Annotated in this window: 25 protein-coding genes and 1 tRNA gene; 8 read left to right on the top strand and 18 right to left on the bottom strand. The window is 71.4% G+C overall.

Translation table 11 applies throughout. The features are described from left to right. The first annotated feature begins 28 nt into the window (after positions 1-28). Together KE274_RS11235 and KE274_RS11230 are read left to right on the top strand one after the other, a co-directional pair. Positions 29-1,744, top strand: coding sequence for an ABC transporter family substrate-binding protein (locus KE274_RS11235; RefSeq protein ID WP_211543788.1), 1,716 nt, complete (start codon positions 29-31; stop codon positions 1,742-1,744). Positions 1,745-1,816: 72 nt separating this feature from the next. After that, a complete protein-coding gene (locus tag KE274_RS11230) occupies positions 1,817-2,548 on the top strand; it encodes an alpha/beta fold hydrolase (RefSeq protein WP_211543786.1) in 732 nt (243 codons plus the stop codon). On the opposite strand, the gene KE274_RS11225 is transcribed toward KE274_RS11230, so the two are convergent. Both KE274_RS11225 and KE274_RS11220 read right to left on the bottom strand, forming a co-directional pair. After that, positions 2,531-3,730 (bottom strand): MFS transporter, encoded by a 1,200-nt coding sequence (locus KE274_RS11225; protein ID WP_211544922.1) that lies wholly within the window; start codon positions 3,728-3,730, stop codon positions 2,531-2,533. The genes KE274_RS11230 and KE274_RS11225 overlap by 18 nt on opposite strands. Positions 3,731-3,774: 44 nt before the next feature. Beyond that, positions 3,775-5,142, bottom strand: a complete 1,368-nt coding sequence (locus KE274_RS11220; RefSeq protein ID WP_211543784.1) for a glycoside hydrolase family 1 protein — start codon at positions 5,140-5,142, stop codon at positions 3,775-3,777. A gap of 221 nt (positions 5,143-5,363) precedes the next feature. Here KE274_RS11220 and rpsT point away from each other — a divergent pair, with 221 nt between their 5' ends. Next, positions 5,364-5,624 carry a 30S ribosomal protein S20 gene (rpsT, locus tag KE274_RS11215; protein WP_211543782.1) on the top strand — a complete coding sequence of 87 codons (261 nt, stop codon included), beginning with the start codon at positions 5,364-5,366 and terminating at the stop codon, positions 5,622-5,624. A gap of 76 nt (positions 5,625-5,700) precedes the next feature. Here the strand turns inward: rpsT and holA are convergent, their stop codons facing one another. From holA to KE274_RS11190, 5 genes are all read right to left on the bottom strand, one after another. Further along, complete coding sequence (gene holA / locus KE274_RS11210) at positions 5,701-6,738, bottom strand: DNA polymerase III subunit delta (protein ID WP_211543780.1); 1,038 nt, start codon at positions 6,736-6,738, stop codon at positions 5,701-5,703. A gap of 43 nt (positions 6,739-6,781) precedes the next feature. Further along, positions 6,782-9,106 carry a ComEC/Rec2 family competence protein gene (locus KE274_RS11205; protein WP_211543777.1) on the bottom strand — a complete coding sequence of 775 codons (2,325 nt, stop codon included), beginning with the start codon at positions 9,104-9,106 and terminating at the stop codon, positions 6,782-6,784. Continuing rightward, entirely contained in the window at positions 9,103-9,867 is a 765-nt protein-coding gene (locus KE274_RS11200; RefSeq protein ID WP_307872197.1) for a ComEA family DNA-binding protein, read from the bottom strand. The genes KE274_RS11205 and KE274_RS11200 overlap by 4 nt, the downstream gene beginning before the upstream one ends. A 199-nt stretch (positions 9,868-10,066) precedes the next feature. After that, on the bottom strand, positions 10,067-12,643 hold the full coding sequence (gene leuS / locus KE274_RS11195; RefSeq protein WP_249186371.1) for a leucine--tRNA ligase: 2,577 nt from the start codon (positions 12,641-12,643) through the stop codon (positions 10,067-10,069). A 34-nt stretch (positions 12,644-12,677) separates the two neighbouring features. Beyond that, complete coding sequence (locus KE274_RS11190; protein WP_211543773.1) at positions 12,678-13,991, bottom strand: anthranilate synthase component I family protein; 1,314 nt, start codon at positions 13,989-13,991, stop codon at positions 12,678-12,680. A 41-nt stretch (positions 13,992-14,032) separates the two neighbouring features. Between KE274_RS11190 and KE274_RS11185 the strand changes: the two genes are divergently transcribed. From KE274_RS11185 to KE274_RS11175, 3 genes are read left to right on the top strand one after another with little or no spacing between them, the layout of a single operon-like run. Then, entirely contained in the window at positions 14,033-14,704 is a 672-nt protein-coding gene (locus KE274_RS11185) for a DedA family protein (RefSeq protein WP_211543771.1), read from the top strand. Positions 14,705-14,708: 4 nt separating this feature from the next. Beyond that, positions 14,709-15,734, top strand: a complete 1,026-nt coding sequence (locus tag KE274_RS11180) for an App1 family protein (protein ID WP_211543770.1) — start codon at positions 14,709-14,711, stop codon at positions 15,732-15,734. 1 nt (position 15,735) lies between these two features. Continuing rightward, positions 15,736-16,599, top strand: coding sequence for a 3-methyladenine DNA glycosylase (locus KE274_RS11175; protein ID WP_211543768.1), 864 nt, complete (start codon positions 15,736-15,738; stop codon positions 16,597-16,599). A gap of 3 nt (positions 16,600-16,602) precedes the next feature. On the opposite strand, the gene KE274_RS11170 is transcribed toward KE274_RS11175, so the two are convergent. The 5 genes from KE274_RS11170 to KE274_RS11150 are packed head-to-tail and all read right to left on the bottom strand — an operon-like array spanning position 16,603 to position 20,959. Next, complete coding sequence (locus KE274_RS11170; RefSeq protein ID WP_211543766.1) at positions 16,603-17,814, bottom strand: glycoside hydrolase family 3 N-terminal domain-containing protein; 1,212 nt, start codon at positions 17,812-17,814, stop codon at positions 16,603-16,605. A 25-nt stretch (positions 17,815-17,839) separates the two neighbouring features. Continuing rightward, the gene (locus KE274_RS11165; protein ID WP_211543764.1) at positions 17,840-18,496 is read right to left on the bottom strand and encodes an SDR family oxidoreductase; all 657 of its coding nucleotides are present in this window, start codon (positions 18,494-18,496) and stop codon (positions 17,840-17,842) included. Between the two features lie 28 nt (positions 18,497-18,524). Beyond that, complete coding sequence (locus KE274_RS11160) at positions 18,525-19,052, bottom strand: hypothetical protein (RefSeq protein ID WP_211543762.1); 528 nt, start codon at positions 19,050-19,052, stop codon at positions 18,525-18,527. After that, positions 19,049-19,840 carry a hypothetical protein gene (locus KE274_RS11155; RefSeq protein WP_211543760.1) on the bottom strand — a complete coding sequence of 264 codons (792 nt, stop codon included), beginning with the start codon at positions 19,838-19,840 and terminating at the stop codon, positions 19,049-19,051. The genes KE274_RS11160 and KE274_RS11155 overlap by 4 nt, the downstream gene beginning before the upstream one ends. 48 nt (positions 19,841-19,888) lie before the next feature. After that, positions 19,889-20,959: an NAD(P)-binding domain-containing protein gene (locus tag KE274_RS11150; protein WP_211543758.1), complete on the bottom strand. Its 1,071-nt coding sequence runs from the start codon at positions 20,957-20,959 to the stop codon at positions 19,889-19,891. Between the two features lie 150 nt (positions 20,960-21,109). On the opposite strand from KE274_RS11150, the gene KE274_RS11145 reads away from it, so the two are divergent. Continuing rightward, positions 21,110-21,182: transfer RNA gene (locus tag KE274_RS11145), tRNA-Ala, on the top strand. A gap of 143 nt (positions 21,183-21,325) precedes the next feature. Beyond that, entirely contained in the window at positions 21,326-21,499 is a 174-nt protein-coding gene (locus KE274_RS11140; RefSeq protein WP_211543756.1) for a hypothetical protein, read from the top strand. Positions 21,500-21,563: 64 nt separating this feature from the next. Here the strand turns inward: KE274_RS11140 and KE274_RS11135 are convergent, their stop codons facing one another. The 6 genes from KE274_RS11135 to KE274_RS11110 all read right to left on the bottom strand — a co-directional run bounded on the left by KE274_RS11135 (position 21,564) and on the right by KE274_RS11110 (position 26,935). Next, complete coding sequence (locus KE274_RS11135) at positions 21,564-21,848, bottom strand: hypothetical protein (protein WP_136030694.1); 285 nt, start codon at positions 21,846-21,848, stop codon at positions 21,564-21,566. 91 nt (positions 21,849-21,939) lie between these two features. After that, on the bottom strand, positions 21,940-22,941 hold the full coding sequence (locus KE274_RS11130) for an Lrp/AsnC family transcriptional regulator (RefSeq protein ID WP_307872196.1): 1,002 nt from the start codon (positions 22,939-22,941) through the stop codon (positions 21,940-21,942). Between the two features lie 23 nt (positions 22,942-22,964). Beyond that, a complete protein-coding gene (locus tag KE274_RS11125; protein WP_211543754.1) occupies positions 22,965-23,864 on the bottom strand; it encodes an alpha/beta fold hydrolase in 900 nt (299 codons plus the stop codon). 24 nt (positions 23,865-23,888) lie between these two features. Next, positions 23,889-25,067 (bottom strand): M24 family metallopeptidase, encoded by a 1,179-nt coding sequence (locus tag KE274_RS11120; protein WP_211543753.1) that lies wholly within the window; start codon positions 25,065-25,067, stop codon positions 23,889-23,891. 9 nt (positions 25,068-25,076) lie between these two features. After that, entirely contained in the window at positions 25,077-25,976 is a 900-nt protein-coding gene (locus tag KE274_RS11115) for an ABC transporter permease (protein WP_211543750.1), read from the bottom strand. Next, positions 25,973-26,935 carry an ABC transporter permease gene (locus KE274_RS11110; protein WP_211543748.1) on the bottom strand — a complete coding sequence of 321 codons (963 nt, stop codon included), beginning with the start codon at positions 26,933-26,935 and terminating at the stop codon, positions 25,973-25,975. Before KE274_RS11110 ends, KE274_RS11115 begins: the two co-directional genes overlap by 4 nt. Positions 26,936-26,965: the final 30 nt, after the last annotated feature.

The following is a 26,965-nucleotide window of genomic DNA, read 5'->3' as shown; positions in this document are numbered from 1 at the left end:
TGAAACGCCGAAAGGCGAAAGGAGCACCATGAAGAACAAGAAGTTGCTGGGGGCGATCGCGATCAGCGGCGCCCTGGCACTCGCCCTCGCGGGTTGCGCGAGCGGGTCCGGAAACACCGGTGGCGGGGACAACGGCGGCGACAAGGTCGAGACCAAGACCGCCGACTACAACCCGCAGGACCGCAGCAACCTGAAGGAGGGTGGCGAGGTCAACTTCCCGATCAACGAGATCCCCGAGCAGCTGAACGCCTTCAACGGCGACGGCAGCGCGGACACCGTGCGCCTGTGGTCGTGGTACATGCCGCAGATCCTCCTGGTCTCGCCGGAGGGCGAGGTCACGAAGAACGACGCGTACCTCGACGCCTACGACATCAGCGAGGTGGACGGCAACACCACCATCACGTTCACGTTCAAGGACGAGGCCCACTTCAACGACGGCACCGACATGGACTGGACGGCCATCGACGCGACGTGGAAGGCCAACCGCTCCTACGACGAGGGCTTCACCCCCAACGCGACCGACGGCTACAAGCAGATCAAGAGCGTCGAGCAGGGTGACACCGCGAAGACCGCGGTCGTGACCTTCGACGGCGTGTACGCCTGGCCGTCCATGGCGTTCCTGACCGGTGGCGTGCTGCACCCGGCCATCGCCGACCCGACGGTCTTCAACGAGGGCTTCATCGGCAACATGCACCCCGAGTGGGGCGCCGGACCGTACACGGTCGACACGTTCGACCCGAACGGCGGCTTCGTCTCCTTCAAGCCGAACCCCGAGTGGTGGGGCAACGCGCCGCTGCTCGACTCGGTCACCTTCACCGCGATGGAGCCGGACGCCGCGATCAACGCGTTCAAGAACGGCGAGATCGACATGGTGAACACCAACACCAACGACCGCCTGAAGCAGGTCCAGGACGTCGACGGCACCACGGTGCGTCGCGCGCAGCAGACCGCCAAGACGATCATCATGGTCGATGCCGACAAGCCGCAGTTCGAGGACATCGACGTGCGCAAGGCGTTCTTCATGGGTATCAACATCGATCAGCAGAAGCAGATCGCGTGGAACGGCCTCGGCTACGAAGAGCCCGTCGCCGGTTCGCTGAACCTGTACTCGTTCCAGGACGGCTACTCCGACTCGTTCGCGACGGCCGGTCTGAAGAACGACGTCGACGCGGCCAAGAAGCTGCTCGACGACGCCGGCTGGACCGAGGGCGAGGACGGCATCCGCGAGAAGGACGGCGAGAAGCTGTCCATCACCTACCCGGTGTTCGGTGAGGACCCCACGCTCGAGGCCCTCGCGAAGTCGCTCCAGGCGCAGCAGAAGGAGATCGGCATCGACGTGAAGATCGATGTCCGCCCGTCGGCTGACTTCTCGAACGACCTCACGTCGAAGAACTGGGACGCCGTGTCGCTCCGCTTCACCGACTCCGACCCGTTCGGCCCGGCCTGGTTCTGCCAGCTCTACTGCTCGGACAGCCAGCTGAACCTCTCGGGCACCGGCACGGCGGAGATCGACAAGCAGATCGCCGACGACGTCGAGTCGCAGAAGGACGCCGAGTCCTGGACGGCTGCCGCCATGGAGCTCGAGCCGAAGATCGTCGAGCAGACGTGGGGCGTCATCCCGCTCTACAGCGGCCCGTCGATCTACGTGGTCAAGAACGGCCTGGCGAACCTCACGCCGGAGCCCTACGTGGGCCTCGACCTGTTCGGCGTCACGCCGGTCGAGAACGTCGGCTGGGAGAAGTAACACTCTCTGACACTCTCGTGTCGACGCGGGGTCGGTGGTTCGCCACCGGCCCCGCTTCCTTATGCTGAGAGCGTGAGCGTCCAGACCGTCCTCGTGCACGGCATCCGCACGTCGGCCACCATGTGGCGCTCGCAGGTCACGTTCCTCGAGGAGCACGGGCACCCCGTCACCGCGGTCGACCTGCCGGGGCACGGCACGCGCATGGCCGAGGATTTCACGCTGCACGAGGCGATGCACACGATCGACGTCGCGGTGCGTGCGGCCGCCGAACGCGGGCCCGTGCTGCTCGTGGGGCACTCGATGGGCGGTCTGCTGTCCCTCGCCTACACGGGCGGCGCGGAACGGCCCCCGGTCGCCGGGCTCGTCGCGGCGGCGTGCACCTCGCTCCCCCGCGGCGCCGGGCTCCAGGCGTACCGCATCGTCGCGCGCGCCGTGGACTCCCTTCCCGACCGCGGCCTATGGCTCACGCAGCGCATGATCGCCGCCACGATCCCGGAGGAGAACCGGGGCGACTTCGCGGCGGGCGGCTACGCCCTCGACACGCAGGACACCGCGCTGCGCAGCCTCGCCGCCCTGGATGTGGCCGCCGCCGTCCCGCGGATCGAGGTGCCGCTGTGGTTCGTGAACGGGCAATACGACCAGCTGCGCCTGAACGAACCCCTGTTCCGGCGGCTGGCACCCCACGCCGAGCTCATCGTCGTCCCCCGCACCACGCACCTCGTCACGGCGATGCGTCCGCGGGTGTTCAACGCGGTCCTCGCCCTCGCGATCGCCACGTTGACGGCGTCAGCCGCGGAGTGCTGACGCGGCGGGTTGTCTCGCCATCGCGGTGAGCGCGCCGCCGACGAGCGACAGCACGGCCGCGGACAGGAAGACGAGCCAGAAGCCGCCGACCAGCGCCACCAGCCCCGCACCGAGCACCGGGCCGATCAGCTGGCCGAGCGCCGCCGTCACGTTCACGATCCCGAGGTCGCGCGCGTGATCCTGCTCCCCCGGAAGAAGATCGGCCGCGAATGCCAGGCCCACCGTGGAGAACGCCCCGTAGCCGAGTCCCATCAGGGCGGCCGCGACCATCGTCATCTCGAACGTCGGCAGCACCACGATGGCCACCCCCGAAGCGGCCTGCACCACGGTCGCGGCGACGGCGAGCGTGCGACGCCGCCCCGTACGGTCGGACACGATGCCGGTGACGACGGACGCCAGCACCACGAACACCGTGTAGACGACGATGAGCAGCAGCAGGTTGTCCTGCGCGACGGTGCTCTCCTGCCCGAGGCCGTGCAGCAGGAAGAACAGGAACAGCGCCGTGCCCAGTGCATTGCCCACGTTGGTGACCAGACGCCCCGCGAGCATCCAGGCGAAGTCGCGGTCGCGCAACGACGCGAGGTGCTGCACGCCCGGCTCCCTGGATCGCGATGCCTCCCGCGCGGGAGGGTCGGGCAGGAGCAGCGCGGCGCCCGTGCCCACCACGGCGATCACCCCCGCGAGCAGAAGGTAGCCCGACAGGATGTCCAGGCCGAGCAGCACGACCAGACCGACGCCGAGCACGATGCCCACCGCCTGACTGGAGCCGACCGCGGCCGACGCCGCACCGCGCTGGGTCACCGGCAGCTGGTCGGCGATCAGCGCCGTGAAGGCCGCCGACGAGACGGCCACGCCGATCGACACCCCCACCCATCCGGCGCCGACGGACCACGGCCCGTCCGCGAAGCCCGTGAGCACGAGGCACAGCGCCGTGAGCCAGACGCCACCCAGCGCCCACGGGCGACGGCGGTGACGACCGGGACGCGCCCGGTCCGACAGCGCGCCCGCCACAGGACCGGCGACGATTCCGGCCAGTCCGCCGACTCCGAGCACGAGGCCGGACGACACGACCCCGCGGATCCAGTCGTCCTCCGGGGTGTCGAGCTGCAGCGGCAGCAGCAGCTGCACGGGCGTGAGCTGCACGGTCCAGATTGCGAGCCAGGCCAGCGTGAACAGGGACATCCACGGCAGCCCTGCCCGCGTGGCACGGGCGGTCTCCGGCGCGGTCACGAGCGTGCCACCGACGTGGACATGGCCCTGGACTCGGCGATCAGGTCGCGGTACCAGTCGTAGGACGCCTTCGGCGTGCGCTCGCCCGTCTCGAAGTCGACGTGCACGAGACCGAAGCGCTGCGTGTACCCGTCCGCCCACTCCCAGTTGTCCAGCAGCGACCACACCGTGTACTCCTCCACCGGAACGCCCGCCTCGATCGCCTCGGCCACCGCGGAGACGTGGCCGGCGAGGTAGGCGATCCGGTCGGTGTCCTCGATCCGCGCCGCACGGTCGGGCTCCGGGAAGGACGCCCCGTTCTCGCCGATGATCACGGGCGGCAGCTGCGGATGCCGGTCGCGCAGGTCGATCAGCAGGTCACGCAGGGTCGAGGGCATGATCGGCCATTCCGGCCCGAAGCCCGTGACCGGTGCCCCGGGCGTCGGCACGATGTCGAACGGAATCGGCCCGCCGGTCGCCGCAGCCACCGTGGTCGGGTTGTAGAAGTTCAGCCCGTAGAAGTCGATCGAGCCGTGGATCGCGGCCAGGTCGCCCTCGGCGACGGGCAACGGCGGGAGCCCGAGAGCCTCGAGGTCGGGATACGAGCCGTCCAGGAGCGGCTCGCTGAAGAGCCGGTTGTGCAGCAGGTCGTAGACACCGGCGGCCCGCCGGTCCTCGTCCGTGTCGTGGAGCGGCAGCACCCAGGTGTGGTTGTTGACCAGCCCGACCGCCGCGGCGCCGTGCGACCGCAGCGCCGCGGCGGCCCTGGCGTGCGCGAGCAGCTGGTGGTGAGCCGTGGGAAGCGCGCCGAACAGCAGCTGCTTCCCGGGTGCGAGCGCGCCGACCGCGTAGCCCTGCAGCGTGGTCATCGCGGGCTCGTTGAGGGTGTACCAGTGCGCGACGCGGTCCCCGAGCCGCTCCGCGACGATCGCGGCGTAGTCGCCGAAGCGTTCGGCGGTATCGCGGCTGAGCCATCCGCCCTCGGCCTCGACCGCGCTCGGCATCTCCCAGTGGAAGAGCGTCGGGAAGGGCGTCACGCCGCGGTCCAGCAGCAGGTCGACGACGCGGGAGTAGTGGTCGAGCGCCGCGCGGTTGCCCACCCCCGCCCCGTCGGGCTGCACGCGAGCCCACGGGATGGAGAACCGGTAGCGGTCCAGCCCGAGCCCGGCCGCCAGCTCGGCGTCGTCCTCCGGGCGACGGTAGCTGTCGCACGCGGGCTCCGCCGTCGAACCGTCGCGGATCGCGCCGGGCACGGCGAGGTAGTCGTCCCAGATGGACCTGCCTCCCCCGTCCGCGGATCGCGACCCCTCGATCTGAAGCGCGGAGGTCGCGGCGGACCACCGCAGGCCGGCGAGAGCGGACGAGGGCGCGGAGGCGGGGGTCATGGGGCTCCTTGACGTCATTGTCGGGTCAGGATGATTCTGCACCCGGTACCACTCCGAGCGCGACGCAGTTTCTCGGCGGCGTCCTCATTTCGCGCGAGGCATCCCGGACTGGTAGACTCGACTCTTGGCTTGCGTGTGGGTTCTTCCCTCACGACCGCCGTGCAGCAGCCCTCTTCTGCTGCCGGCACTCCGAACAACTCCTGTACAGAAAGCGTCCACACGTGGCAAACATCAAGTCGCAGATCAAGCGCAACAAGACCAACGAGAAGGCTCACGAGCGCAACAAGGCCGTGAAGAGCGAGCTGAAGACTCTCGTCCGCCAGACCCGCGAGGCCGTCGCCGCCGGCGACAAGGCCGCCGCCGAGAAGGTCCTGAAGAAGGCCTCGGTCAAGCTCGACAAGGCCGTCAGCAAGGGCGTGCTCCACAAGAACCAGGCGGCGAACCGCAAGTCGGCCATCGCCAAGAAGGTCGCCGCTCTCTGAGCCTCTGATCATCCGGAAGGCCCGTCTCCTCACGAGGAGGCGGGCCTTCTGTCATGCCCGCCATGCGGGCGCGGGCTCAGCCGCCGAACGGTTGCCGGGTGGCGATCACGGTGACCATGCGCTCGAGCGCGAAGATCGGGTCACGCGCCGCCCCCTTCACCTCGGCGTCAGCGCGGGCCGTGGCCTGGATCGCCATGCCGAGCGACCGCTCGTTCCACCCCGCCAGATCGCGCCGCGCACGGTCGACCTGCCAGTCCTTCATGCCGAGGCGCTGCGCGAGCTGACGGCTCGGCTCCCGGTTGCCCGCCACCCGCGCCATGGTGCGCAGCTTCATCGCGAACGCCGCGACCATCGGCACCGGATCCGCCCCGGACGCCAGCGCGTGCCGGAGCGAGACCAGCGCCTCGCCGTACCGACCAGCGATCGCGGTGTCGGCGACCACGAACGCCGACACCTCGACGCGACCACCGTAGTACTTCGTGACCACGTCTTCCGTGATGTCGCCTTCGACGTCGCCGATCAGCTGCTGGCATGCGGCAGCGAGCTCGGTGAGGTCGTCCGCGAAGGCCGACACGAGCGCGCGCAGGGCCGGCGGGGCGATGCGCTTCTTGGCGGCCGCGAACTCGCCCGCGGCGAAGTCGACCCGGTCACCGTCGCGCTTGATCGCCGGGCACGGGATCTCGATGCCGCCGCCCGTCCCGGCGCGGATCGCGTCGAGCAGCTTCTTGCCGCGCACGCTCGCCCCCGTGTGACGCAGCACGACCGTGGCGCCCTCCTGCGGCTGCTCCAGATACGACACCGCCTCCTGCAGGAACGCATCGGAGCACTTCTCGACACCCGATACGCGGACCAGCCGCGGCTCGCCGAACAGCGACGGCGAGGTGAGCGACAGCAGCGTGCCCGGGGCGTAGTCGTCGGCGCGGACATCGCTGACCTCGAGCGCCGGGTCTTCCGCACGGAGGTAGTCGCGGACGCCGGCGATCGCCCGCTCCGCACACACCTCCTCGGGCCCGGAGACCAGGACCACCGGGGCGGGGCGGGGCTCCCGCCACGACACCTGCGGGATCTTCGCGGGCTTCGCGCCGCCGCGGGCGGAGGGACGGGACGCTGCCATGGATCCAGCCTACCGGCGGCCCCGGACACCCCGGTCGCATGGATCACGGCGGCTGCACGTCGGTCCACACCTCGACACCGCCACGGCCGAGGCCGAGCAGGATGCGCCCGCACTGATCGGTGCGCAGCACCCGCGCCCCGGCGGCAGCCAGAAGGTCGAGCGTCTCACGGCGCGGGTGGCCGTAGTCGTTTCCTGCGCCCACGCTGATCAGGGCGACCGCGGGCGACAGCGCCCGATAGAGCCCGGAATCCTGGTCGGCACTACCGTGGTGCGCGACCTTCACGACCGCGTAGTGCCCGAGGCGTGCGGCGCGCAGGAGCATCCGCTGCGGGGCGGCCGAGAGGTCGGAGAGGAACAGCGACCGCGGCACCCCTCCCCCGGAGAACTCGACCACGACCCCGAGGTCGTTGCCGGGCGGGAAGGCCGCCGTGTCGCGCACCGGCCATCGCACGTGCCACGCAGCACCCCCGAGCATGCCCCGGCTCCCCGCAGCCGCCTGCTCGACCCGCGCCCCGGACGCGGCCAGGCGGGCGAGGGTGCGATCGTCGTTCGCGTCTGCGGGGGGACCGTGGAGAACCCGGCCGATCCTCCCCCGGACGGCATCGAGGCCGCCCGCATGGTCGAGGTCGAAATGCGTGAGCACCAGCAGATCGACGTGATCGATGCCCAGGGAACGCAGACAGCTGTCGAGCGGTGCGGGCTCCGGGCCCGTGTCGACCAGCGCGACCTCGCCCTCCGAGCGCACGAGCACCGCGTCGCCCTGCCCCACGTCGCAGGCAGCGATCGACCACGACGCCGGCGCGGTGGCGATGGCGAGCGGGCCGTCGAGCATCACGCGCGCGCCCGCGAGCGCGAGCACCACGACGAGGAGTGCCACCGCCGCGCCGTGCACGATCCGCGATCCGCTGGCGGCCCTGAGCACCCGTCGCCGCGACTCCCGCCCGCTCACCCGTGGCCGAACGACCACGACCGCCACCGCGGCACCGACGACCGCGACCACCGCGGCGCTGCCGAGACCAGCGGGCAGCACGACCTGCGCGCCGGGGAGTGCCGACGTGACGTGCGCGGTCGTGGCGATCCACGCGGCGGGGAGCCACGCCGACGCCGCGAGCAGATCGGGCAGCACGGGGATCGGCGCAGCAAGGCATGCGAGCAGCCCGATCACGGTCGCCACGGGTGCAGCCGGCTCGGCGAGCAGGTTCGCGGCGACTCCGACGAGCGACTGCTGCTCCGCGAACAGGGCGATGATCGGACCGCACACGAGCTGCGCAGACAGCGGCACGGCGACCGCCAGCGCGATCGGCCAGGGCAGCCATCGTCTGAGGCCCCTGGCAAGCGGGGGCGCGAGCAGGATCAGCGCAGCCGTGGCCGCCACCGAGAGCGCGAAGCCGGGCGTCGCCGCCAGCCAGGGGTCCGCGACCAGGATGGCCACCACGGAGACCGCCAGGACACCGGCTCCCGCGCTGGGCCGCCCGAGCAGCACCGACAGCATGCCCGCACCCGCCATCACGGCCGCCCGGATCACACTCGGCTCCGGGGTGACGAGTACCACGAACCCGCCCAGAGCCACGGCGGCCAGCACGACCCGCAGCCTGCGCCCTCCCCCGCACACCCCGGTGAGCGCGAAGACCGCGGCCACCACGATCGCGCAGTTGGCGCCCGACACCGCGGTCAGGTGACTCAGGCCGCTCGTGCGCATGTCGTCGGCGAGAGCCCTGCCCACCGCCGTCGTGTCGCCCACCGCGAGACCGGGCAGCAGGGCACCGCCGGGTTCGGGCAACCGCAGGGCGCGCGCGACGAAGGCGTGACGCAGCTCCGCGGCCACGCGGAACACCCCCGAGGGCGGCTCCATCACCTCGACCGTCGTGGCGTAGAGCACCAGCACCGACCGTTCGCCGGGTCCGGTCGCTGAGGTCTCTCCCACCACGCGCAACCGCGCGCCGAGGTCGGCGCCGACGCCCGCGGGGAGCCCCGCGCGGAGCGGCACGGTGACCGCGGTCGCATGGCCCGGGGTGCCGAGGCCCCGAGTGCCCGCCTCGACCCACAGCCGTCCGTCCTGGCCCGTGGATGCCGACGAGGTGACGTCGACCACCGCCTCCACGACCCGGCCGCCGTGCTGCGCCACCGCCTCCCGTGCCGGCGCGGCGAACCCGACGGACACAGCCGTCGCCGAGGCCGCCGCGAGCACCAGGAGCAGGAGCCCGCCGCCGCGCCGCCGTCCGAGCATTCGCACGCACAGCACGCCCGCTGCGGCGCCCCCGCACACGATCGCGCACCCCCACGCGCTCGACGGAACGAACACTCCGAGCAGGGCTGCAGCCCAGGACCCCACTGCCACGGGAAGCAGCCGCAGGTCGCGTGCCTTCATACCCGGACGCCGTCGCGGAGCCCCGCGAGCAGCTTCTCACCGATGCCCGGCACCGCCAGCAGATCGTCCACGGACTGGAAGCGCCCGTTCTCCTCGCGCCACGTCACGATACGCGCCGCCAGCGCCGGGCCGATCCGCGGCAGCGTCTCCAGTGCCGCCGCATCTGCCGTGTTCAGGTCGATCCGGCCGTCGGAGGGCACCGCCGCAGCCCCTGGCACGGTCGCTCCGACCGCCGGCACGACGATCTGCTCGCCGTCCTCCACCCGTCGCGCCAGGTTGACCGCGGCGAGGTCCGCCATGTCGGTCGTGCCGCCCGCCGCGGCCAGAGCGTCCACGAGGCGCGCGTCCGCGCCGACGACGTACAGCCCCGGTCGCTCCACCGCGCCCAGCACATGCACGTAAAGTTCGCCGGTGCTGTCGGTGCTCGACGACGTCTCCGCGGCAACGGGCACCGACTCGACCGCGGATGCCTGGCCGCGCAGCAGGCCCAGCCCCACCGCGGCCGAGAGCACGACGAGTCCCAGCACCACGGCCGCCCCCACTCCGAGCCGGAGCCGTCGTCGTGGGGCGAGGGGGTCGGGCGAGCCGGGTGCCTCGCGTCGGTCGGGTCCCTTCCGTCGGTCCGGCGGGTCGATCGGATCGGACGGGTCGATGGGACCGGACGCGCCGGGTGCCCAGGGCGCGTCGGCTGGATCGGCGGGATCGAGCGCGCCGCGTTGCCCGGGGGCACCGGGCGGATCGGCGGGATGAGGGGAGGTCACCCGGTCACGCTAGGCGCGCGGAGCCCCCAGCGGATCGCCGAGGCCTCGGCAACTGCGCGGCCGGTGCACAACGTCATCGGCATCCGCTTCGTGGAGGGCCGAACCGCCCGCGCCGCACGGAGCACGAGCGCCGCAGGGCCGCCGCACGCGCGACGCTCCCCCACCCGGAGGCGGAGGAGCGTCGGACGTCGCGGCCGGCTCAGCCCTTGACGACGATGCTGACGATCTTCGGAGCCCGCACGACGACCTTCACGATCTCGCGCTCGCCGATCGACCGGATCACGCGCTCGTCCGCCCGGGCCAGCGCCTCGAGCTCGGCCTCGCCGATGCGCGCGGGCACCTCGAGCTGCGCGCGGACCTTGCCGCCCACCTGCACGACGGCCGTGACGGTGTCCTCCACGAGCAGCGCGGGGTCGGCCGACCGCCACGTGACCAGTCCGACGGACGGCTCGTGACCCAGCAGCTCCCACATCTCCTCCGCGGTGTGCGGGGCGATCAGGTCGAGCATGACGGCGATCGTCTCGGCGGCCTCGCGCACCGCGGGGTCGCCCGCACCGCCCGCACCGTCGATCGTCTTGCGCGTGATGTTGACCAGCTCCATGAGGCGGGCGACCAGCACGTTGAACTTCGTCTGCTCGACCAGGGCCGGAGCCTCCGCCAGCAGCTTGTGCGTGGCGCGGCGCAGCGCGGCGTCTCCGCCGTCGAACACCACATCGACCGGGCTCGACACCTCGTGCGCGATGCGCAGGGCACGAGACAGGAACTTCTGCGCGCCCGTGGTGGACACGTCCGCCCAGTCCTTGTCGTCTTCCACGGGACCGGCGAACGCAAGGCCCACCCGCAGCGCGTCGGCGCCGTGGGCATCGAGCTCTTCCTGGAACAGCACCAGGTTGCCCTTGCTCTTGGACATCTTCTGCCCGTCGAGCAGCACCATGCCCTGGTTGATCAGGTTCGAGAACGGCTCGGTGAAGTCGATCAGGCCCATGTCGAACAGGACCTTGGTGATGAAGCGCGCGTACAGCAGGTGCAGGATCGCGTGCTCGACGCCGCCGATGTAGGAGTCCACCGGGGCCCAGCGCGACGCCTGCGCCGGGTCGAACGCGACGGTGTCGCTGTTCGGCGAGAGGAAGCGCAGGAAGTACCACGAGCTGTCGACGAACGTGTCCATCGTGTCGGGGTCGCGCAGCATCGGGTCGCCCGTCTCCGGGTCGGTCGTGCGCACCCAGCTCTCGGCTCCGCCCAGCGGCGACGTGCCCTTGGGCTTCAGGTCGAGTCCCTCGACGCTCGGCAGCTTCACCGGCAGCCGGTCTTCCGGCACCGGCACGATGCGGCCGTCCTCGCCGTGCAGCATCGGGATCGGCGTACCCCAGAAACGCTGCCGCGAGATGAGCCAGTCGCGCAGGCGATAGTTCTTCGCCGCCCGCCCGGTGCCGGAGGCCTCGAGCTGCTCGATCGCACGGGCGATCGCGTTGCGCTTGGACAGCCCGTTCAGCGGACCGGAGTTGATCATGCGGCCGTCACCCGTGAGCGCGACACCCGTGGTCGCCGGGTGCTGCTCGTCGAGCGCGGCACCCGTGTCGATCGGCACGCCCTCCTCGTCGACCTCGATCACCGGCATGGCGCCCGTGATGGGTGCGGTCGTGTCGACCACGACCTTCACCGGCAGGTCGAAGGCGCGCGCGAAGTCGAGGTCGCGCTGGTCGTGCGCGGGAACGGCCATCACGGCACCGTGCCCGTAGTCGGCCAGCACGTAGTCGGCCGCCCACACCGGCAGCTTCTCGCCGTTCACCGGGTTGATGGCGTAGCGCTCCAGGAACACACCCGTCTTCGGGCGGTCCGTGGACTGCCGATCGATGTCGCTCTCCTTCTGCACCTGCTCCAGATAGTCCTGGAATCGCTGACGCACCTCGATCGGAGCCTCGGCGGCCAGCTCGGCGGCCAGATCGGAGTCGGGCGCCACGACGAAGAACGTCGCGCCGTGCAGCGTGTCGGGACGGGTGGAGAACACCGTCACCGGCTCCTCACGGCCCTCGATGCGGAAGTCCACATCGGCACCCACCGAGCGGCCGATCCAGTTGCGCTGCATCTGCAGCACCTTGTGCGGCCAGAAACCCTCGAGCTGGTTCAGGTCGTCGAGCAGCCGGTCCGCGTAGTCGGTGATGCGGAAGTACCACTGGGTCAGCTTCTTCTTGACGACCTCGTAGCCGCAGCGTTCACAGCGGCCGTCGACGACCTGCTCGTTCGCCAGCACCGTCTGGTCGTTCGGGCACCAGTTGACCGGGCTCTTCTTGCGGTACGCCAGGCCCCGCTCGTACATCTTCAGGAACAGCCACTGGTTCCAGCGGTAGTACTCCGGGTCGGACGTGTGGAGCACGCGGCTCCAGTCGAACGAGACGCCGTACTGCTCGAAGCCGACCTTCTGCTGCGCGATGTTCTGATAGGTCCACTCGCGGGGGTCTGCGCCCTGGCGGATCGCCGCGTTCTCGGCGGGCAGGCCGAACGAGTCCCAGCCGATCGGGTTCAGCACGTTGTGGCCACGGTGACGCCAGAAGCGCGCCACGATGTCGGAGTAGAGGTAGTTCTCCGCGTGCCCCATGTGCAGGTCGCCCGACGGGTACGGGAACATCGCCAGGACGTAGCGCCGCGGGCGGGTGTCGTCATCGCCGCCGGTGAGGAACGTCTCGTGCTCCGCCCAGTACTTCTGCCACTTGGCCTGGATGGCGTGCGCCGAGGAGATCTCCTCGTCGACGGGAGCGGTGGACAGGTTCTCAGACAACGAACGCACGACCAATCTGATGGAAATTGCGGGATCAGTTCAGGATATCGGAAGCCCAGGGGGCGGGCGGCTCCGCGCCCAGCGCCGCCAGCGGAGCCCTCGCCTTGGTCGCGACCTCGGCGACCTCCGCCGACGGCACGGAGCCCCACGTGATCCCTCCGCCCGCGCCGACCGTCGCCTCGTCGTCCGCGATCACGATGCTGCGGATCACCATCGCGAGGTCGAGCGTGCCGTCGGTTCCGACGTAGCCGAAGCACCCCGCGTAGATGCCCCGCGGGCCGCCCTCCAGCTCGTGCAACCGCGTCATGGCGGAGAGCTTCGGCGCCCCGGTCATGCTGCCAGCGGGAAACGCGGCTCCCAGCAGCGCGCCGACCGTGACCCCCTCCGCGAGGGTGCCGCTCACCGTGCTCACGAGCTGGTGCACGGCCGGATAGCTCTCCACCACCCACAGCCCGTCCACGCGGATCGTGCCGGGCACGCACACGCGCGACAGGTCGTTGCGCATGAGGTCCACGATCATCACGTTCTCGGCGCGTTCCTTGGGATCGGCGGCGAGCTCGGCCGCGAGCGCGGCGTCACGGTGCGGGTCGGCGTCGCGCGGTCGGGTGCCCTTGATCGGCCGGGTGCGGACGACTCCCCCCGCCGCGTGGAGGAACTGCTCGGGACTCGCGCTCAGCAGCGCCCGGCCGCCGATGCGCACGAAGCCGCCGTGGTGCGCGGGGGTCGCCGACCGCAGCCGCCGGTACACCTCGACCGGATCGTGCGCGCCCGGCACGGTGAAGCGCGTCGTGAGGCAGAGCTGATAGGCGATGCCCGCCCGGATCAGCGCCCGGCACCGCTCGATGAGGTCGGCGTACTCCCCGGGTGCGTGCCGGGCCACGGCCGCGCGGAGGGCCGGGGCGGGCGGCACGGGCCCCGGGTCCGCCGCAGCCGCCACCAGTTCCTCCGCCCAGGACGGCGCGTGGGAGGGGTCGGTGTCGAGCGCCCACAGGCGGTGGCGCTCATGGTCCCAGGCGATCGCCTGCGTCACCCGCATCCAGCCGTCCGCATCGGCGCCGTCCGTCGCCACGGGAGAGCCGGCGGCCGCGGCACCGCCCTCGTACGCGCACCAGCCCACCCAGCCACCGAGGAACGGGGGCAGTGCCGGGTCGGTGGCACGGCGGTCGTCGAGCCGCACGTCGTCCGGCCGCGACGCAGGCACGCCGACTCCGAGCAGGCTCCACCCGGCCACGGCGCCGTCTCCCGCATCGAGCCAGAACAGGTCGTCCGCGCGGGCGGCGAGCGCGGAGAACAGCCGCTCGGGGTCCACCCAGGTCGGCAGGGGTCGGGGGCTCAGGTGCGCACGCACCTTCCCAGCCTAGGTCCGGGACCTGCCGATATTCTCATGGGGTGGATGACCTCCTGCTCTGGCTCCTCGACACCGTGCAGTCGATCGATCCGGTCACGCGCACGCTGGTCGCCGGGCTCGCGGTCATGCTGGAGACGAGCATCCTGATCGGTCTCGTCGTCCCCGGCGACACGATCGTCATCATCGCCTCCATGGGGGTCGCCTCCCCGTGGGAGGGTGTGGCGATGGGAGCGGCCGTCGTCGTCGGCGCCCTGATCGGGGAGAGCATCGGCTTCTGGCTCGGCCGGTGGCTCGGCCCTCACATCCGCACGTCGTGGCTGGGGCGTCGCATCGGTGAGCACAACTGGGTGCGCGCGGAGAACTACCTGGCGCGCCGCGGCGGCATCGCCATCTTCCTCTCGCGCTTCCTCCCCGTGCTGCACTCCCTCGTGCCCCTGACCGTGGGGATGAGCGAGTACCCCTACCGTCGTTTCCTGGCCTGGACGACCCCGGCGTGCATCATCTGGGCGTCCGCGTACGTGAGCGTCACGTCTCTCGCCGCCGGGAGCTTCCGCGAGCTCGTCGACCGGGTGCACTTCGCCGGGTACATCTTCGTCGGCGTGATCGCGCTGTTCCTGATCCTGGCGTACTTCGGCAAGCGACTCCTGCACCGCCTGGAGGCCCGGCATCTGGAGGCCCCGGAGGCGGAGGCCGACGCCGACGTGAAAGACTGAGGCAATGGCCTCCCCACCCCCGGCGCCCAGGATCCACTGGTTCGCACGGCTCGAGCACCGCCTCCATGTGTGGCGCGAGGGGCGAGCGCGCCGACGCGGCCGCAGCGCCACGATCCTGCCCTTCCCCGGCTACGGCGGTCCCGGGTGGGTACGCGTGCTCGGCCGAGTGCTCATCGTGCCGCCGCAGCGCCGGAACAGGGACGGCGAGCCGGCGAGCATCCGCGGCTGGCGCAGCTTCGTGGGCATCCCGGTCGGCTTCGCCTCGGTGAGCGTGCACGTCGGCGACAGCACGCACCAGGTGGTCGCCGACCGCGGCGGCGTGATCGACGCCGTGATCCGCGCCGACCTCGAGCCGGGCTGGCAGACGTTCACGGTCACCGTCGAGGGGCAGGAGCCGATCGAAGCGCGAGCGTTCATCGTCGCGGAGGACACCCGGTTCGGTGTCGTGTCGGATGTGGACGACACCGTCATGGTCACGGCGCTCCCCCGCCCGTTCATCGCGTTCTGGAACTCCTTCGTGGTCGACGAGCACGCCCGCATCCCGGTCCCCGGCATGGCGGTGCTGCTCGATCAGCTGCTGCGTCAGCACCCCGGTGCACCGATGGTGTACCTGTCCACGGGCGCCTGGAACGTCGCGCCGACGCTCTCCCGGTTCCTCGGGCGGCACCTGTTCCCCGCGGGCTCCCTGCTGCTCACCGACTGGGGTCCCACGCACGACCGCTGGTTCCGCAGCGGCCGCGAGCACAAGCTGACGAATCTGCGCCGCCTGGCCACGGAGTTCCCCGACGTGCGGTGGCTGCTGATCGGCGACGACGGTCAGCACGACGAGGCGATCTACACGCAGTTCCAGGAGGAGCACCCCGACTCGGTCGCGGGCGTCGCCATCCGTCGCCTGCTGCCCGCGGAGGCGGTGCTGGCGGGCGGCCGCGCCGAGATGGAGTCGCACGAGGCGGATGCCGCGCCGTGGGTGAGCGCCGAGGACGGCGCGGGACTGCGCGATCAGCTCGGCGACGTGGGCATCCTGCACTGACATGGCACTGTCGCGCGAGGAGTGGCTCCCGCGGGAGCGCGCACACCAGGAGCGTGCCGACGGGCTGACCGCGGAGCATCGGGCCCGCGTCGCCCGCGGCGAGAAGCACCCGGTGTGGGACTTCCTGCACACCTACTACGCCTACAAGCCCGCGCAGCTGCGGCGCTGGCACCCCGGGGCGGGGGTCGAGCTGCGCGACGCGGCCGAGCGCGCGGGCTGGCGCTGGTACTCCCCCGGCACGACCCCCGGCACCGTGGCTCCCGATGCCGGGCGCTACGCGGCCGAGAAGCCCGAACTCGCCGCCCTCGTGGAGCGCATGCTGCGGCGCACGGCCGCGCGACCCGGGCAGTTCGGCTGCTTCGGGCTGCACGAGTGGGCCATGGTGTACCGCGCGGAAGAGCACCGCCATCCCGTGCCGCTGCGTCTCGGGAAGGACGGCACCGACGCCGTCGTCGAGGCCCACGACCTGCGCTGCACCCACTTCGACGCGTTCCGCTTCTTCACCCCGGAGGCCGTGCCGCGAAACCGGACGACGCTCAGCCGCGACGCGCAGCCCCTGGTCGAGCAGCCCGGGTGTCTGCACGCGGGCATGGACCTGTACAAATGGGCCATGAAGCTCGGGCCCCTCGTGCCCGGCGAGCTGCTGCTCGACACCTACGAGCTCGCGCGGGACATCCGGCTGCTCGACATGCAGGCCGCCCCGTACGACCTGACGGCGTGGGACGTGGAGCCCGTGCGCATCGAGACCCCGGAGGGCAAGGCCGAGTACGTGCGACGGCAGCGCGGCTTCGCGGAGCGCGGCACCGTACTGCGTGCGGCGCTGCTCCAGGCGTGGCTCGGGCCGGACGCGCGCGCGGCGGCCTGAGCCTCAGCCGACCGGGGTGCAGGAGTCGCAGACGCTCCAGGTCGCGGTCGCCCCGGCGAGCTGCATCCGCAGGGCCAGCACCCGCGTGGCGGCATCGGCGAGGCGCTCGGCCGGCAGCGTGCCCGCCTCGACGGCTGCGGCGATCCCGGCGGCCATCCGCCCCGCGGTCTGCGCGTCCGACCCCGCGACCATGAGCACGAGGTCGTTCCCGGCGGCGACGGCGGCCACGGCGTTCGCGACCGGGTCGGCGTAGGCCGGGTCGCCGGAGGACAGGAGCATGCCCAGGTCGTCCGTCACCGAGACGCCGTCGAAGCCAAGGTCGGTCCTGGCGATCTCGTGCCACGTCGGCGAGAGCGATGCGGGCAGGGCGTCGACGGCCGTATAGGCGAGATGTCCGTACATCAGCAGCGACGCCCCGGCGTCGATGCCGGCCGCGAAGGGAACCGCCTCGGTGGCACGCCACTCCTCCCGCGTCATGCCGGTGGAGGGGATCCCGCGGTGGGAGTCGCCGGGGGCGGCGCCGTGTCCGGGGAAATGCTTCAGCGTCGAGGCGATGAACGGCTCCTGCGCCGTGGTCGCGGCGGCCACACGCTCGGCGGCGGCCGCCGGGTCGGCGCCGAGCGTCCGGCTCGCGATGAACGAGCCCGCGTCGGCAGTGACGTCGGCCACCGTGCCGAAGTTGACCGTGATGCCCGCACGGGCGACCAGCGCGCCACGGGCGGCGAAGGCGGCCGCGGTCTCGGCGACCGGCTGCGACGCGAGGGCACGCCCGGCCGGGAACCCGTCGCCGTTCAGGCGAGACACCCCGCCGCCCTCCTGGTCCACCGCGATCAGCGGCGGCAGCGCCGGGTCCACCGTGAGCGCGGCCGTGAGCGCGCGCAGCTCGGCATCGCTCTCCGGGATGTTGGCGCCCATCAGGATGAAACCGCCGAAGCCGCCCTGCATGTAGGCGTTCACCGCCGCAGGATCCGTCCCGCCGATGTGGCCCATCACGACCGAGGCCGCCTGCTGCGCGACGGGCATGTCCGCGACACGCGCCGCGGCGGCCTCACGCAGCTCGTCCGCGGCGGCCACCTGCACCCCGTCGGCACCGGCCGGGTCCGCGGCACCCGAGACCCCGCCTCCGCGCGAAGGCGCCGCCGAGGGGGCAGCACACAGCGCGAGGACGACGGCGGTCGCGAGCACCCCCGCGGCCCGCACGGCGCGGTGCCTCATCCGCACGTCGACACCGCCGCCCCGCTCAGCCCGCGAGGGCCTCGGCGATCGGGAGCGAGGATGCCGCATCGCCGTTGCCGAAGCGGATCGTGCGGCCGACCGTGGCCGGGTTCTGCAGCGCCTCGACGATGACCGCGGCGACATCGGCCCGCGACACCTCGCCCCGGCCTTCCGGGTCGATCCGGATGCGTCCGGTCGGCTCGTCGAACGTGAGCGTGCCCGGTCCGAGGATCGTCCCGGCGAGACTCGACGCCCGCAGGTGCTCGTCGGCCGCCCACTTCGCGTCGGCGTAAGGGAAGAACGGGTCGCTCTCGGGGACGCCGTGCTCGGCGGTGGAGCCGAGCCACGACACCATCACGTAGCGATCGACCCCGGCCTGCTCGGCCGCGTCCATCGAGCGCTCCGCGGCGTCGCGGTCGACCGCATAGGTGCGCTCGGGGTTGCCGCCGCCCGCACCGGCCGACCAGACCACGGCGTCGTGCCCGCGGACGATGTCGGCGATGGCGGCGACGTCGAGCTGCTCGACGTCGGCCACCAGCGCGCGGGCTCCCGTGGCCTCCACCTCGGCCACGTGGTCGGGGTTGCGGATCACGCTCGTGACCTCGTCGCCGCGGGCGACGAGCAGCGGGGCGAGCAGGAGGGCGATGCGGCCGTGGCCGCCGAAGACGAGGACGCGCGACATGACCCCAGCCTACGCGCCGGGTCCGACCTCAACGCGGGGTCTGCGTGCTGTCGATCACGAACGCCTGCGGGTGATCGGGCAGATAGCGCACCACCACGGGGGCGTCGCTCGGGAGGTACGCGTCGCGATCGGGGTACACCGCCGGGGTGAAGAAGTTGCTCTCCAGCGTGTACTCCACGCCCTCCGCCGTCGTGAACGTCACCCAGTCCCCGTCGAGCGTGGCGGTCGTCGGCCGTCCGTTGTCGTAGATGTACGCGCGGGTGACGGGCACCCCGGTCAGGCTCAGGATGCCGATCACGAGCGATCCGAGCATCACGAAGGCCAGCACGCGGAACACGATCCGCACGACGGTTCCGCCGATCCTGGCCCGCGGGCGCGCGTCGAGCGGCAGCAGTCCCTCCCGCTCGCGGATCGCCCGAAGCGCGCTGCCCGGCGCGGCGCCCCTGGCGGACGCGGCGAACAGTCCGAGGATCGAGAACCCGGCGATGAACACCATCGCGTAGCCGTGCGCCGCCGGGAAGTTCACGAGCCACATGAGCGTGTCGAGCGGGTTCATCGCGTCGCCTCCTTCTCGATCGTGACCGCGACGGTGTGCGGATCCTCCCGCCGGTAGTACGCCCAGATCGGCGCGCCCACCTGCAGCCGCGACACCGCCTGGGGATACACGAAGACGGTGGTGTCGGCCTCCCAGGTCGCGGCGCCGTCCGGTGCCACCAGCACCTTCAACGCCAGCTCGCTCTGCCCCTCACGGCGTCGGCCGGTCGGACGCACCTCGAGCACCGAGGCCGGGACCTGCATGCCCGTGGTGCGCGCCCGCACCTGCGCGGGGTCGATCAGACCGCGGTCGATGCGCCACTGCAGCATCGCTTCCCGCACGGACGGGTCGCTGAGGTCGGCGAGGTCGACCGTGTCGTGGTCGGTCGTGCTGTACCGCACGGGCACCGGCTGCCCGACCTGCAGCCCCGCGGAGTCGGCGGGGTCGATCAGCATCCGCAGCTGCCCGATGAAGTCGTCGCCCTCGTCGGGGCTCACGCGCAGGAACAGGTCGTACTGCGGCACGTCGTTGATCGTCACGCCCGTGCGGGACAGCTCCACGATGGTCCCGACTCCGATCTTCGCCTCGCCGCGGATCTTCCTGCGCCGTCCGAAGCCCGACATCGTGCCGCCGAACGTGAGGAGCAGGCCCCACGCGACCCCGATCAGGATGGGACCGCCGAGCGTGTCCTCGCCCGCGAACGGCAGGATCGAGTGCCTCTGGTCGACGCCGAACAGCCCCTCGCCCACCCAGATCGCCAGCCATGCCGTGAGCAGGAGCCAGACGACCGTGAAGATGATGCGCAGCATGGTCTTCAGCGTATCGAGAAGCCGAACCCCGCTCCGACGGACGCGCCCTCAGCCCGTGGCAGTCGCGACCGGTGCACCGGCCAGCGCGCGCTGCACGCCCTTCGCCGCCGAGCGTCCGGCACGGTTCGCGCCGATCGTGCTCGCCGATGGGCCGTACCCGACGAGCTGCACGCGGGGGTCGGCCACCGCGGTCGTGCCGCGACCGTTGCGGTCGAGGCGGATGCCGCCCGCCGCGCTGCGCAGGTGCAGCGGCGCGAGGTGTCCGATCGCCGGGCGGAACCCGGTCGCCCACAGGATCACGTCGACGCGCTCGAACGAGCCGTCTGCCCACCGCACGCCGTCCGGCTCAATGCGCGCGAACAGCGGGCGCCGGTCGGCATAGGCGCCGAGGCGTTCGGCCTCGCGCTCCTGCGGACGCAGCATGAGCCCGGTGACGCTCACCACGCTCTGCGGCGCCAGGCCGGCCGCGACCCGCTGCTCGACCAGGGCCACCGCGGCGGCACCGGCCTCCGGGGTGAAGTCGTCGGTGCGCCACACGGGCGGTCGCCGCGTGACCCACAGCGTGTCGGTGATCGGGGCGAGAGCGCCGAGGAACTGCACCGCGGAGGCGCCACCGCCCACCACGAGCACCCGCTTTCCGCGGAAGTGCTCGGGCCCGGGATAGTCGACCGTGTGCAACTGCTCGCCGAGGAAGGTCTCCATGCCCGGGAAGTGCGGCACGAACGGGTGCGTCCAGGTGCCCGTGGCGTTCACCAGGGTGCGAGTGGTCCACTCCCCCTCCGGCGCCTGCACCACGAGCAGCCCGTCGCGGTCGTCCACGCGGCGCACGTGCACGGGGCGCACGACGGGCAGATCGTGCTCGCGCTCGTAGGCGGCGAAGTACTCGGGAACGGCCTCGTTGGCACGGCGGCCGTCCCGTGCGGGAGGGGTGTCGCCGGGCAGCTCGGCCACCCCGTGCACGTCGCGCATCGTGAGCGCATCCCAGCGGTGCTGCCACGCGCCGCCGGGGCGCTCGTCGGCGTCGAGCACGACGTGGGAGATCCCGAGCCGCGAGAGGTGGAACGACGATGACAGGCCGGCCTGACCAGCACCGATCACCAGACTGTCGAGAACGCTCACGGCGAGAACAACGCCGCCCGTCCCGCGGTTGTTCCGCGGGTCCGTCTCCGCCGCGCCTCGACGCGCCCGGGGTGCGGGCGCCGATTGGTGTCGGCACGGACTCGTGTAGTACGCTGTTCGAGTTGCTCCGGTAGGTCAGGAGCGGCTTCTGGGCCTGTGGCGCAGCTGGTAGCGCACCTGCATGGCATGCAGGGGGTCAGGGGTTCGAGTCCCCTCAGGTCCACCGAGAATCCCGCGAGAGATCGCGGGATTTCTTCGTTTCCGCACCTCCCGGGCTAGCGGCGCAGGCGGCGAGCGTCAACGGTCTCGTCACGCGCCCCGGCGCGTCGTAGACAGGAGCGCATCCGACGACGAAAGGATGCTCCGATGTCCAACCCGACTCCCCCGATCCCGCCCGTCCCCCCGTTCGCCGGGAAGGACGACGAGGACGTGCCCACACGCGAGGTCGACGGCGAACGCGTGCTCGACGAAGACGCCGACGACGCCCAGATCGACAGCGCGGAGGCCGACCGCGCCGCCACCGCAGCCGACGACGCCTGACGACGGAACGAGAGAAGGGCACCGCCTCACGGGAGGTGGTGCCCTTCTCTCATCGCCGCGACGCTCACGTCGCCAACAGCGGTGGGCGGTGCGGGATCGCGATCGGGCGCGTGGCCCGGCTCGCCCCCTGCATCCGCTCGACCTCCTCCAGCACCTCGAACGCGGTGCCGTAGCGGATCGCGAGCGGGAGGTCGCGCAGCCACGTCACCTCGACTTCGGTGTCGGCGAGCTCGTAGACGCAGGCGACGACGTGGCGCGGGTCGTTCTGGGGATAGCGCAGGTCGTTGATCACCCACTCGGACGGTGTGATGCGGTGGAGCACGAAACGGGGATCGGGGATGTCAGACATCGGTAGGCCCTCCAGGACTCTCTTGGAAAGAGAGTGAGCCACCTCCGGTGCCCGGGGAAGACCCTTGACACAATCGCGCGGGAGTGCAGGACTAGGTGTCGAGCCCGCCCGCCGAGGCCACCTGCGCCCTCCACCACGGCGTCTCGATGAACCCGCGCTTCATGAACACGAGCTCCATCGCGGCGTTCCACCCCCGCACGCCCTTGAGGTGCGCGATGGTCCCGGTGAGGAAGTCGTGCAGGGTCTCGGTGCTGGGCAGGATGATCTCGCAGTACAGCGAATTCTCCTCGAGCGCCGCCGCGAGGAACCGCACCGACACGTGCTGCGCGAGCGTCTGCGCGACCGAGGCGATGCGCGACGGCTCCACCCGCAGCATCAGCAGTGTCTCCGCGCTCATGCCGAGCGCCGAGGCAGGCACCATCGTCACGGTCGTGAGGCATCCGGCGCTGCGCATCCGCTCATACCGGCGCCGCACGCTGCTCTCGTTCATGTCGAGCGCATCGGCGATGGACTGGAACGATGCCCGTCCGTTGTAGCGCAGCTCCGCGACGATCGCGCGATCGGCGTCGTCGAAGTGCGAGGGGTCGCATGTGTTCGGCGCCGGCATGTACGACTTCGGGTCGCTCGCGGCCTCCGCGTGGGAGTCGTACAGCTGCCGGCCCCAGTCGAAGCTCACCTTGTAGGTGTGCACCACGAGGTCGCTGCGCCAGCGCTCCACCCCGGGGATGGCCTGCAGGTCGGTGAGCACGTGGGCGTAGGTCGCCGAGTCGCCCGGGATCACGACCTCCGCGAACACGTCGAACTTGCCCGTCACCAGGGTCACGAACCGCACGTACGGGGAGCCGATCAGCGCCTGCGCGACGCTCAGCTGCGACCCCGGCGTGCAGTTGATGCGCACGAAGAAGGTCTCCACGTGGCCCTCACTGCCCAGGGTCGGCACGATCCCCACGCTCACCACGCCCTCCGCGAGCAGCTGCTGCCCGCGCCGCGTGACCGTGGAGACGGATGCGCCGGCGAACTCGGCGATCGAGGTCCAGCTCGCCCGTCCGTCCTGCTGAAGTGCGACGACGATCCTCCGGTCGAGATCGCTCACTTCTCTCGTCAGCGGAACACTCGTCATCGGGTCGGCGGGTACACCCGGTGCAGGAAGGTGCGCACGGCTGTGGTCCATGCCTCTGCCTCCTCGATCTGCGGGGAGTGCCCCGACTTCTCGAACACCACCATCTCCGCGTCGGGGATGAGATCGGCGATCGTCTGGCTACACGATACTGGCGTGATCCAGTCCGTCCGTCCCACGGTGATGAGTGTCGGGACGGCGATCTCCGGCAGCCGCGGCTTGAGGTCGTAGTCGGGCAGGTTCACCGAGAACGCGTAGTTGTGCGCGCGATAACGGTACGGCGTGGCCTGCACCTTCCGCTCGACCGCCTCGGGGTCGTACACGAAGTCGTACAGCGGCAGGATCTCGCGCCAGCAGTCCTTGAGGTCTTCGTCGTCGCGCACCTGACCGAGGTCGATGCGGTCGAACTTCTCCATGTCGATGTCGACGCGGTCCGAGGCGAGGGCGTTCTCACGCGCGAGGTGGGCGTTGGAGTTGTCCGCCGACGTGTCGCGCAGCACCAGGGCGGCGACGCGGTCGGGGTACCGCAGCGCGTACTCCATGGTCATGAAGCCCCCGTACGAGCCGCCCGCCATGACGATGCGTTCGGCACCGATCCACTCGCGCAGCCCGTCGATGTCCGCCGCCCACTGCTCGTGGCTGTAGGTGCCGTTCCCATCGCTCTGGCCGCTGCCGCGCGCGTCGAACACCACCACCCGGTACTCGTCGGCGAGGCGACCGAAGCTGGCCCGCGGTTCTGCGCGCGAGCCGAGGCCCGGAGCGCCGTGGTGGGTGATGATGACCGGGGCGTCCTCCGGTCCGAGCACCTCGACGGCCAGATGGTTGCCGTTGATCTCGACCCACTGGTGGTCGCTCGTGGCGGCGGCGAACTCCGGCGAGACGTCGGGTGTGGATGTCATGGGATCCTCTTTTCGAACGGGGGTTCAGAGCGCGATGGTGCAGTCGTCGAGACTGCGCGGATAGGTGGTCAGGGGTTCGGCGCCGTCGGCGGTCACGAGCATGCTGTCGCTGATGCGGTACCCGGCGTGGCCCGGCACGTAGATCCCCGGCTCGTTGGAGACGACCATGCCGGCCTCCAGCAGCGTGGGATCGCCGTCCTCGAGCCACGGAGCCTCGTGCATGCCGAGCCCGATACCGTGGCCCTGGCGGTGACGGATGAAAGCGCCGAGCCCGGCCTCCCGGATCACGTCGAGGCACAGCCGGTTCGCCTCGCGGCACTCCAGGCCCGCGCGGATGGTCTCCCGTCCGACGCGCTGGGCCTCGCGGATCGTGTCGTGGTAGCGGCGCTGCTCCGCGGTGGGCTCTCCCAGCACGAACGTGCGCTCCCCCTCGATGAAGCGGCCGCCGACCGCGCAGCCGAGCGACAGCATGAACGTGTCGCCCGCCTTCAGCCGGTTGACCGAGGGGAGGCCGTGCGGGAACGCCGAGTTCGCGCCGGAGTACACCAGTCCGCCGGCGAGCAGGGACGCCACGACCACGTTGCGATGCTCGGCGTACATGATGCGGGTACCGGCGGAGGTCACGTGCCGCTCCAGCTCGGCCTCGGTGGGCAGTTCCCCGCCCGCCGCCACCGCCTCGCGCACCAGGGCGACCCCGGCCTCCAGCATCAGGTCGGTCACCCGGGCGGCCTCGCGGTGCAGCGCCACCTCCTCCGGGAACTTCACGAAGCGCGTGCGCACGAGCAGGTCGGAGGCGACGAGGTCCGCGCGGGACATCGCCGTCCGGGCGGCCGCGAGGCGCTGGTACGGCATGCTGGTCGCGAAGCCCACCCGGCCGCGCGGCGACACGGCGTCTGCGAGCACCTGGAACGGCGGCACGACCCCGGGGTACTCGAAGAACGCGACGAGCTCCGCACGCGACGACTGCGACTGCGCGTACTCGCGCTCCAGCTCGGGCAACAGCAGCACTACGCGACCGCCCGCCTCGACCCACACCGCCACCGGACGCTCGGACGGGTGGTGGAAGAACCCGGTCAGGTACGCGATGTCCTCCGGGTGGTCGGTGAGGAAGGCGTCGAAGCCCTCCTCCCCCATCCGCTCGCGGACGCGCTGCTGCACACGGTCGAAGAACTCGGGCGCGAGGCGCTGGTCGAAGCCGGTCATGCGGTGCTCCTAGCGGGACAGGTGGCGCGGGTTGCGCGCGTCGTTGTAGGCGATGGACAGGAGGGTGGCCGACAGCACCAGGATCAGGATCGCGATGGACGGGAACAGGGTGAGCCACCACGCGCTCACCATGGCGCCCGCCTGCTGGGCTTCGTACAGGATGCGGCCCCACGACCACGTGGTCGGATCACCGAGGCCGAGGAACGCGAGCCCCGCGGCCGACAGCACCGCCCGCGAGGCGGTGACGACCACCGACACCACGACCACGGGCGTCACGGCCGGCAGCACGTGGCGCGTGATGATCCACAGGGGCGAGGTGGTCATGAGGCGGGACGCGTCGACGTACGGCAGTCCGACGACCGTGAGCGCCTGGGATCGCACGAGGCGGGTGACCTCCGGCCAGGAGAACGCCGCGACCACGAAGATGATCGTGGAGGTGCTGGGTCCGACGAGCGCCGCGATCAGGATCATGAGCGGAAGCACGGGCAGCGAGAGCGTCATGTCGACGATCACGCTGATGACGCTGTCGAGCCGGCGGAAGTACGCGCCGATCACGGCGATGATCGTGCCGAAGACGATCGCGATGACCGAGGCGGCCACTGCCACCAGCACGCTCTGCTGCGTGCCCCAGATCACCTCGGAGAACACGTCGCGGCCGAGCGCGTCGGTGCCGAACCAGTGGTCGCCGCTCGGCGGACGCAGGACGTCGGGTCCGTAGCTGGCCGGGTAAGGCGCGATGAGCGGGGCCGCGAGCGCGACGATCACGAGGAGGATCAGCAGGCCGAGCGAGATCATTCCGAGCGGGTCGCGGCGGAACGCCCGCCACGTGTGTGCGCTGGCGCGCTCGCTTCCGGCGGCGGTGGGTTCGCTGGGGGCGAGGTTCTCGGTGGAGGGCAGCGGAGCGGTCATGCGGTCTTCACTCTCGGGTCGAGGTAGCCGTAGATGATGTCGGTGACCGTGTTGGCCACGACCACGGTGATGGCGAGCATGAGGAAGGCGCCCTGCAGCACCGGGAAGTCGAGCTGGGTGACGGCTTCGTAGATGCCGCGGCCGATGCCCGGGTAGGCGAACACGGTCTCGGTCAGCACCGCGCCGCCGACGAGGAAGCCGAGCTGGAGGCCGATCAGCGTGGTGGTGGGCAGCAGCGCGTTGCGCAGCGCGTGCTTCCACAGGATGCGGCGTCCGCGGAGCCCGTTGGCTTTCGCGAGCAGGATGTAGTCCTCGCCGAGTGTCTCGATGAGCGTGGAGCGCATGGTCAGCACGTAGGAGCCGACCTGGATGAGCATGAGCGACACGGCCGGGAGCACGAGGTGCCGCGCGACGCTCAGGTACCAGTCGAGACCGTAGGTGTTGTTGGTGTAGGCGCCGCCGATCGGGAACCAGCCGAGGTTGAGCCCGAACACGAACAGCAGCAGGATCGCGACGCTCGGTACGAACAGCGACTGCCCGGTGACGCCCAGCACCTGCACGGCCCTGTCGATGAAGCGACCGCGGTGGGAGGCGGCGGCGACCCCGAGCGGCACCCCGATGAGGATCGTGAGGACGAGCGCGGTGATGGTGAGCAGCAGCGTCCACGGCAGCCGCTGCAGGAGCACGTCCGTGACGGGGATGGACTGCGTGAACGAGATGCCCAGGTTGCCCTGCAGCAGCTGCCACATGTACAGCCCGTACTGCACGACCAGGGGCTGGTCGAGGCCGTACTGCTCGAGGATAGTCGCCCGGATGTCCTCCGTCATGTTCGGACTCGCCAGCGCAAGGGCCGGATCGCCGGGCAGCAGACGCAGGAGCAGGAACGTCACGGTCACGGCGAACCAGATCGTGAGCAGACCTCGACCTGCGCGACGGAGAATGAACGATGCTCGGGACACCCGGGCGACCTTCCTCGAGAGTGGGGGTTT

Source organism: Microbacterium paraoxydans (genome assembly GCF_018224615.1).
Classification (GTDB): Bacteria; Actinomycetota; Actinomycetes; order Actinomycetales; family Microbacteriaceae; genus Microbacterium; species Microbacterium paraoxydans_B.
Note: the sequence above shows the minus strand (reverse complement) of the source record. Positions and strands in the feature narration are given on the sequence as shown.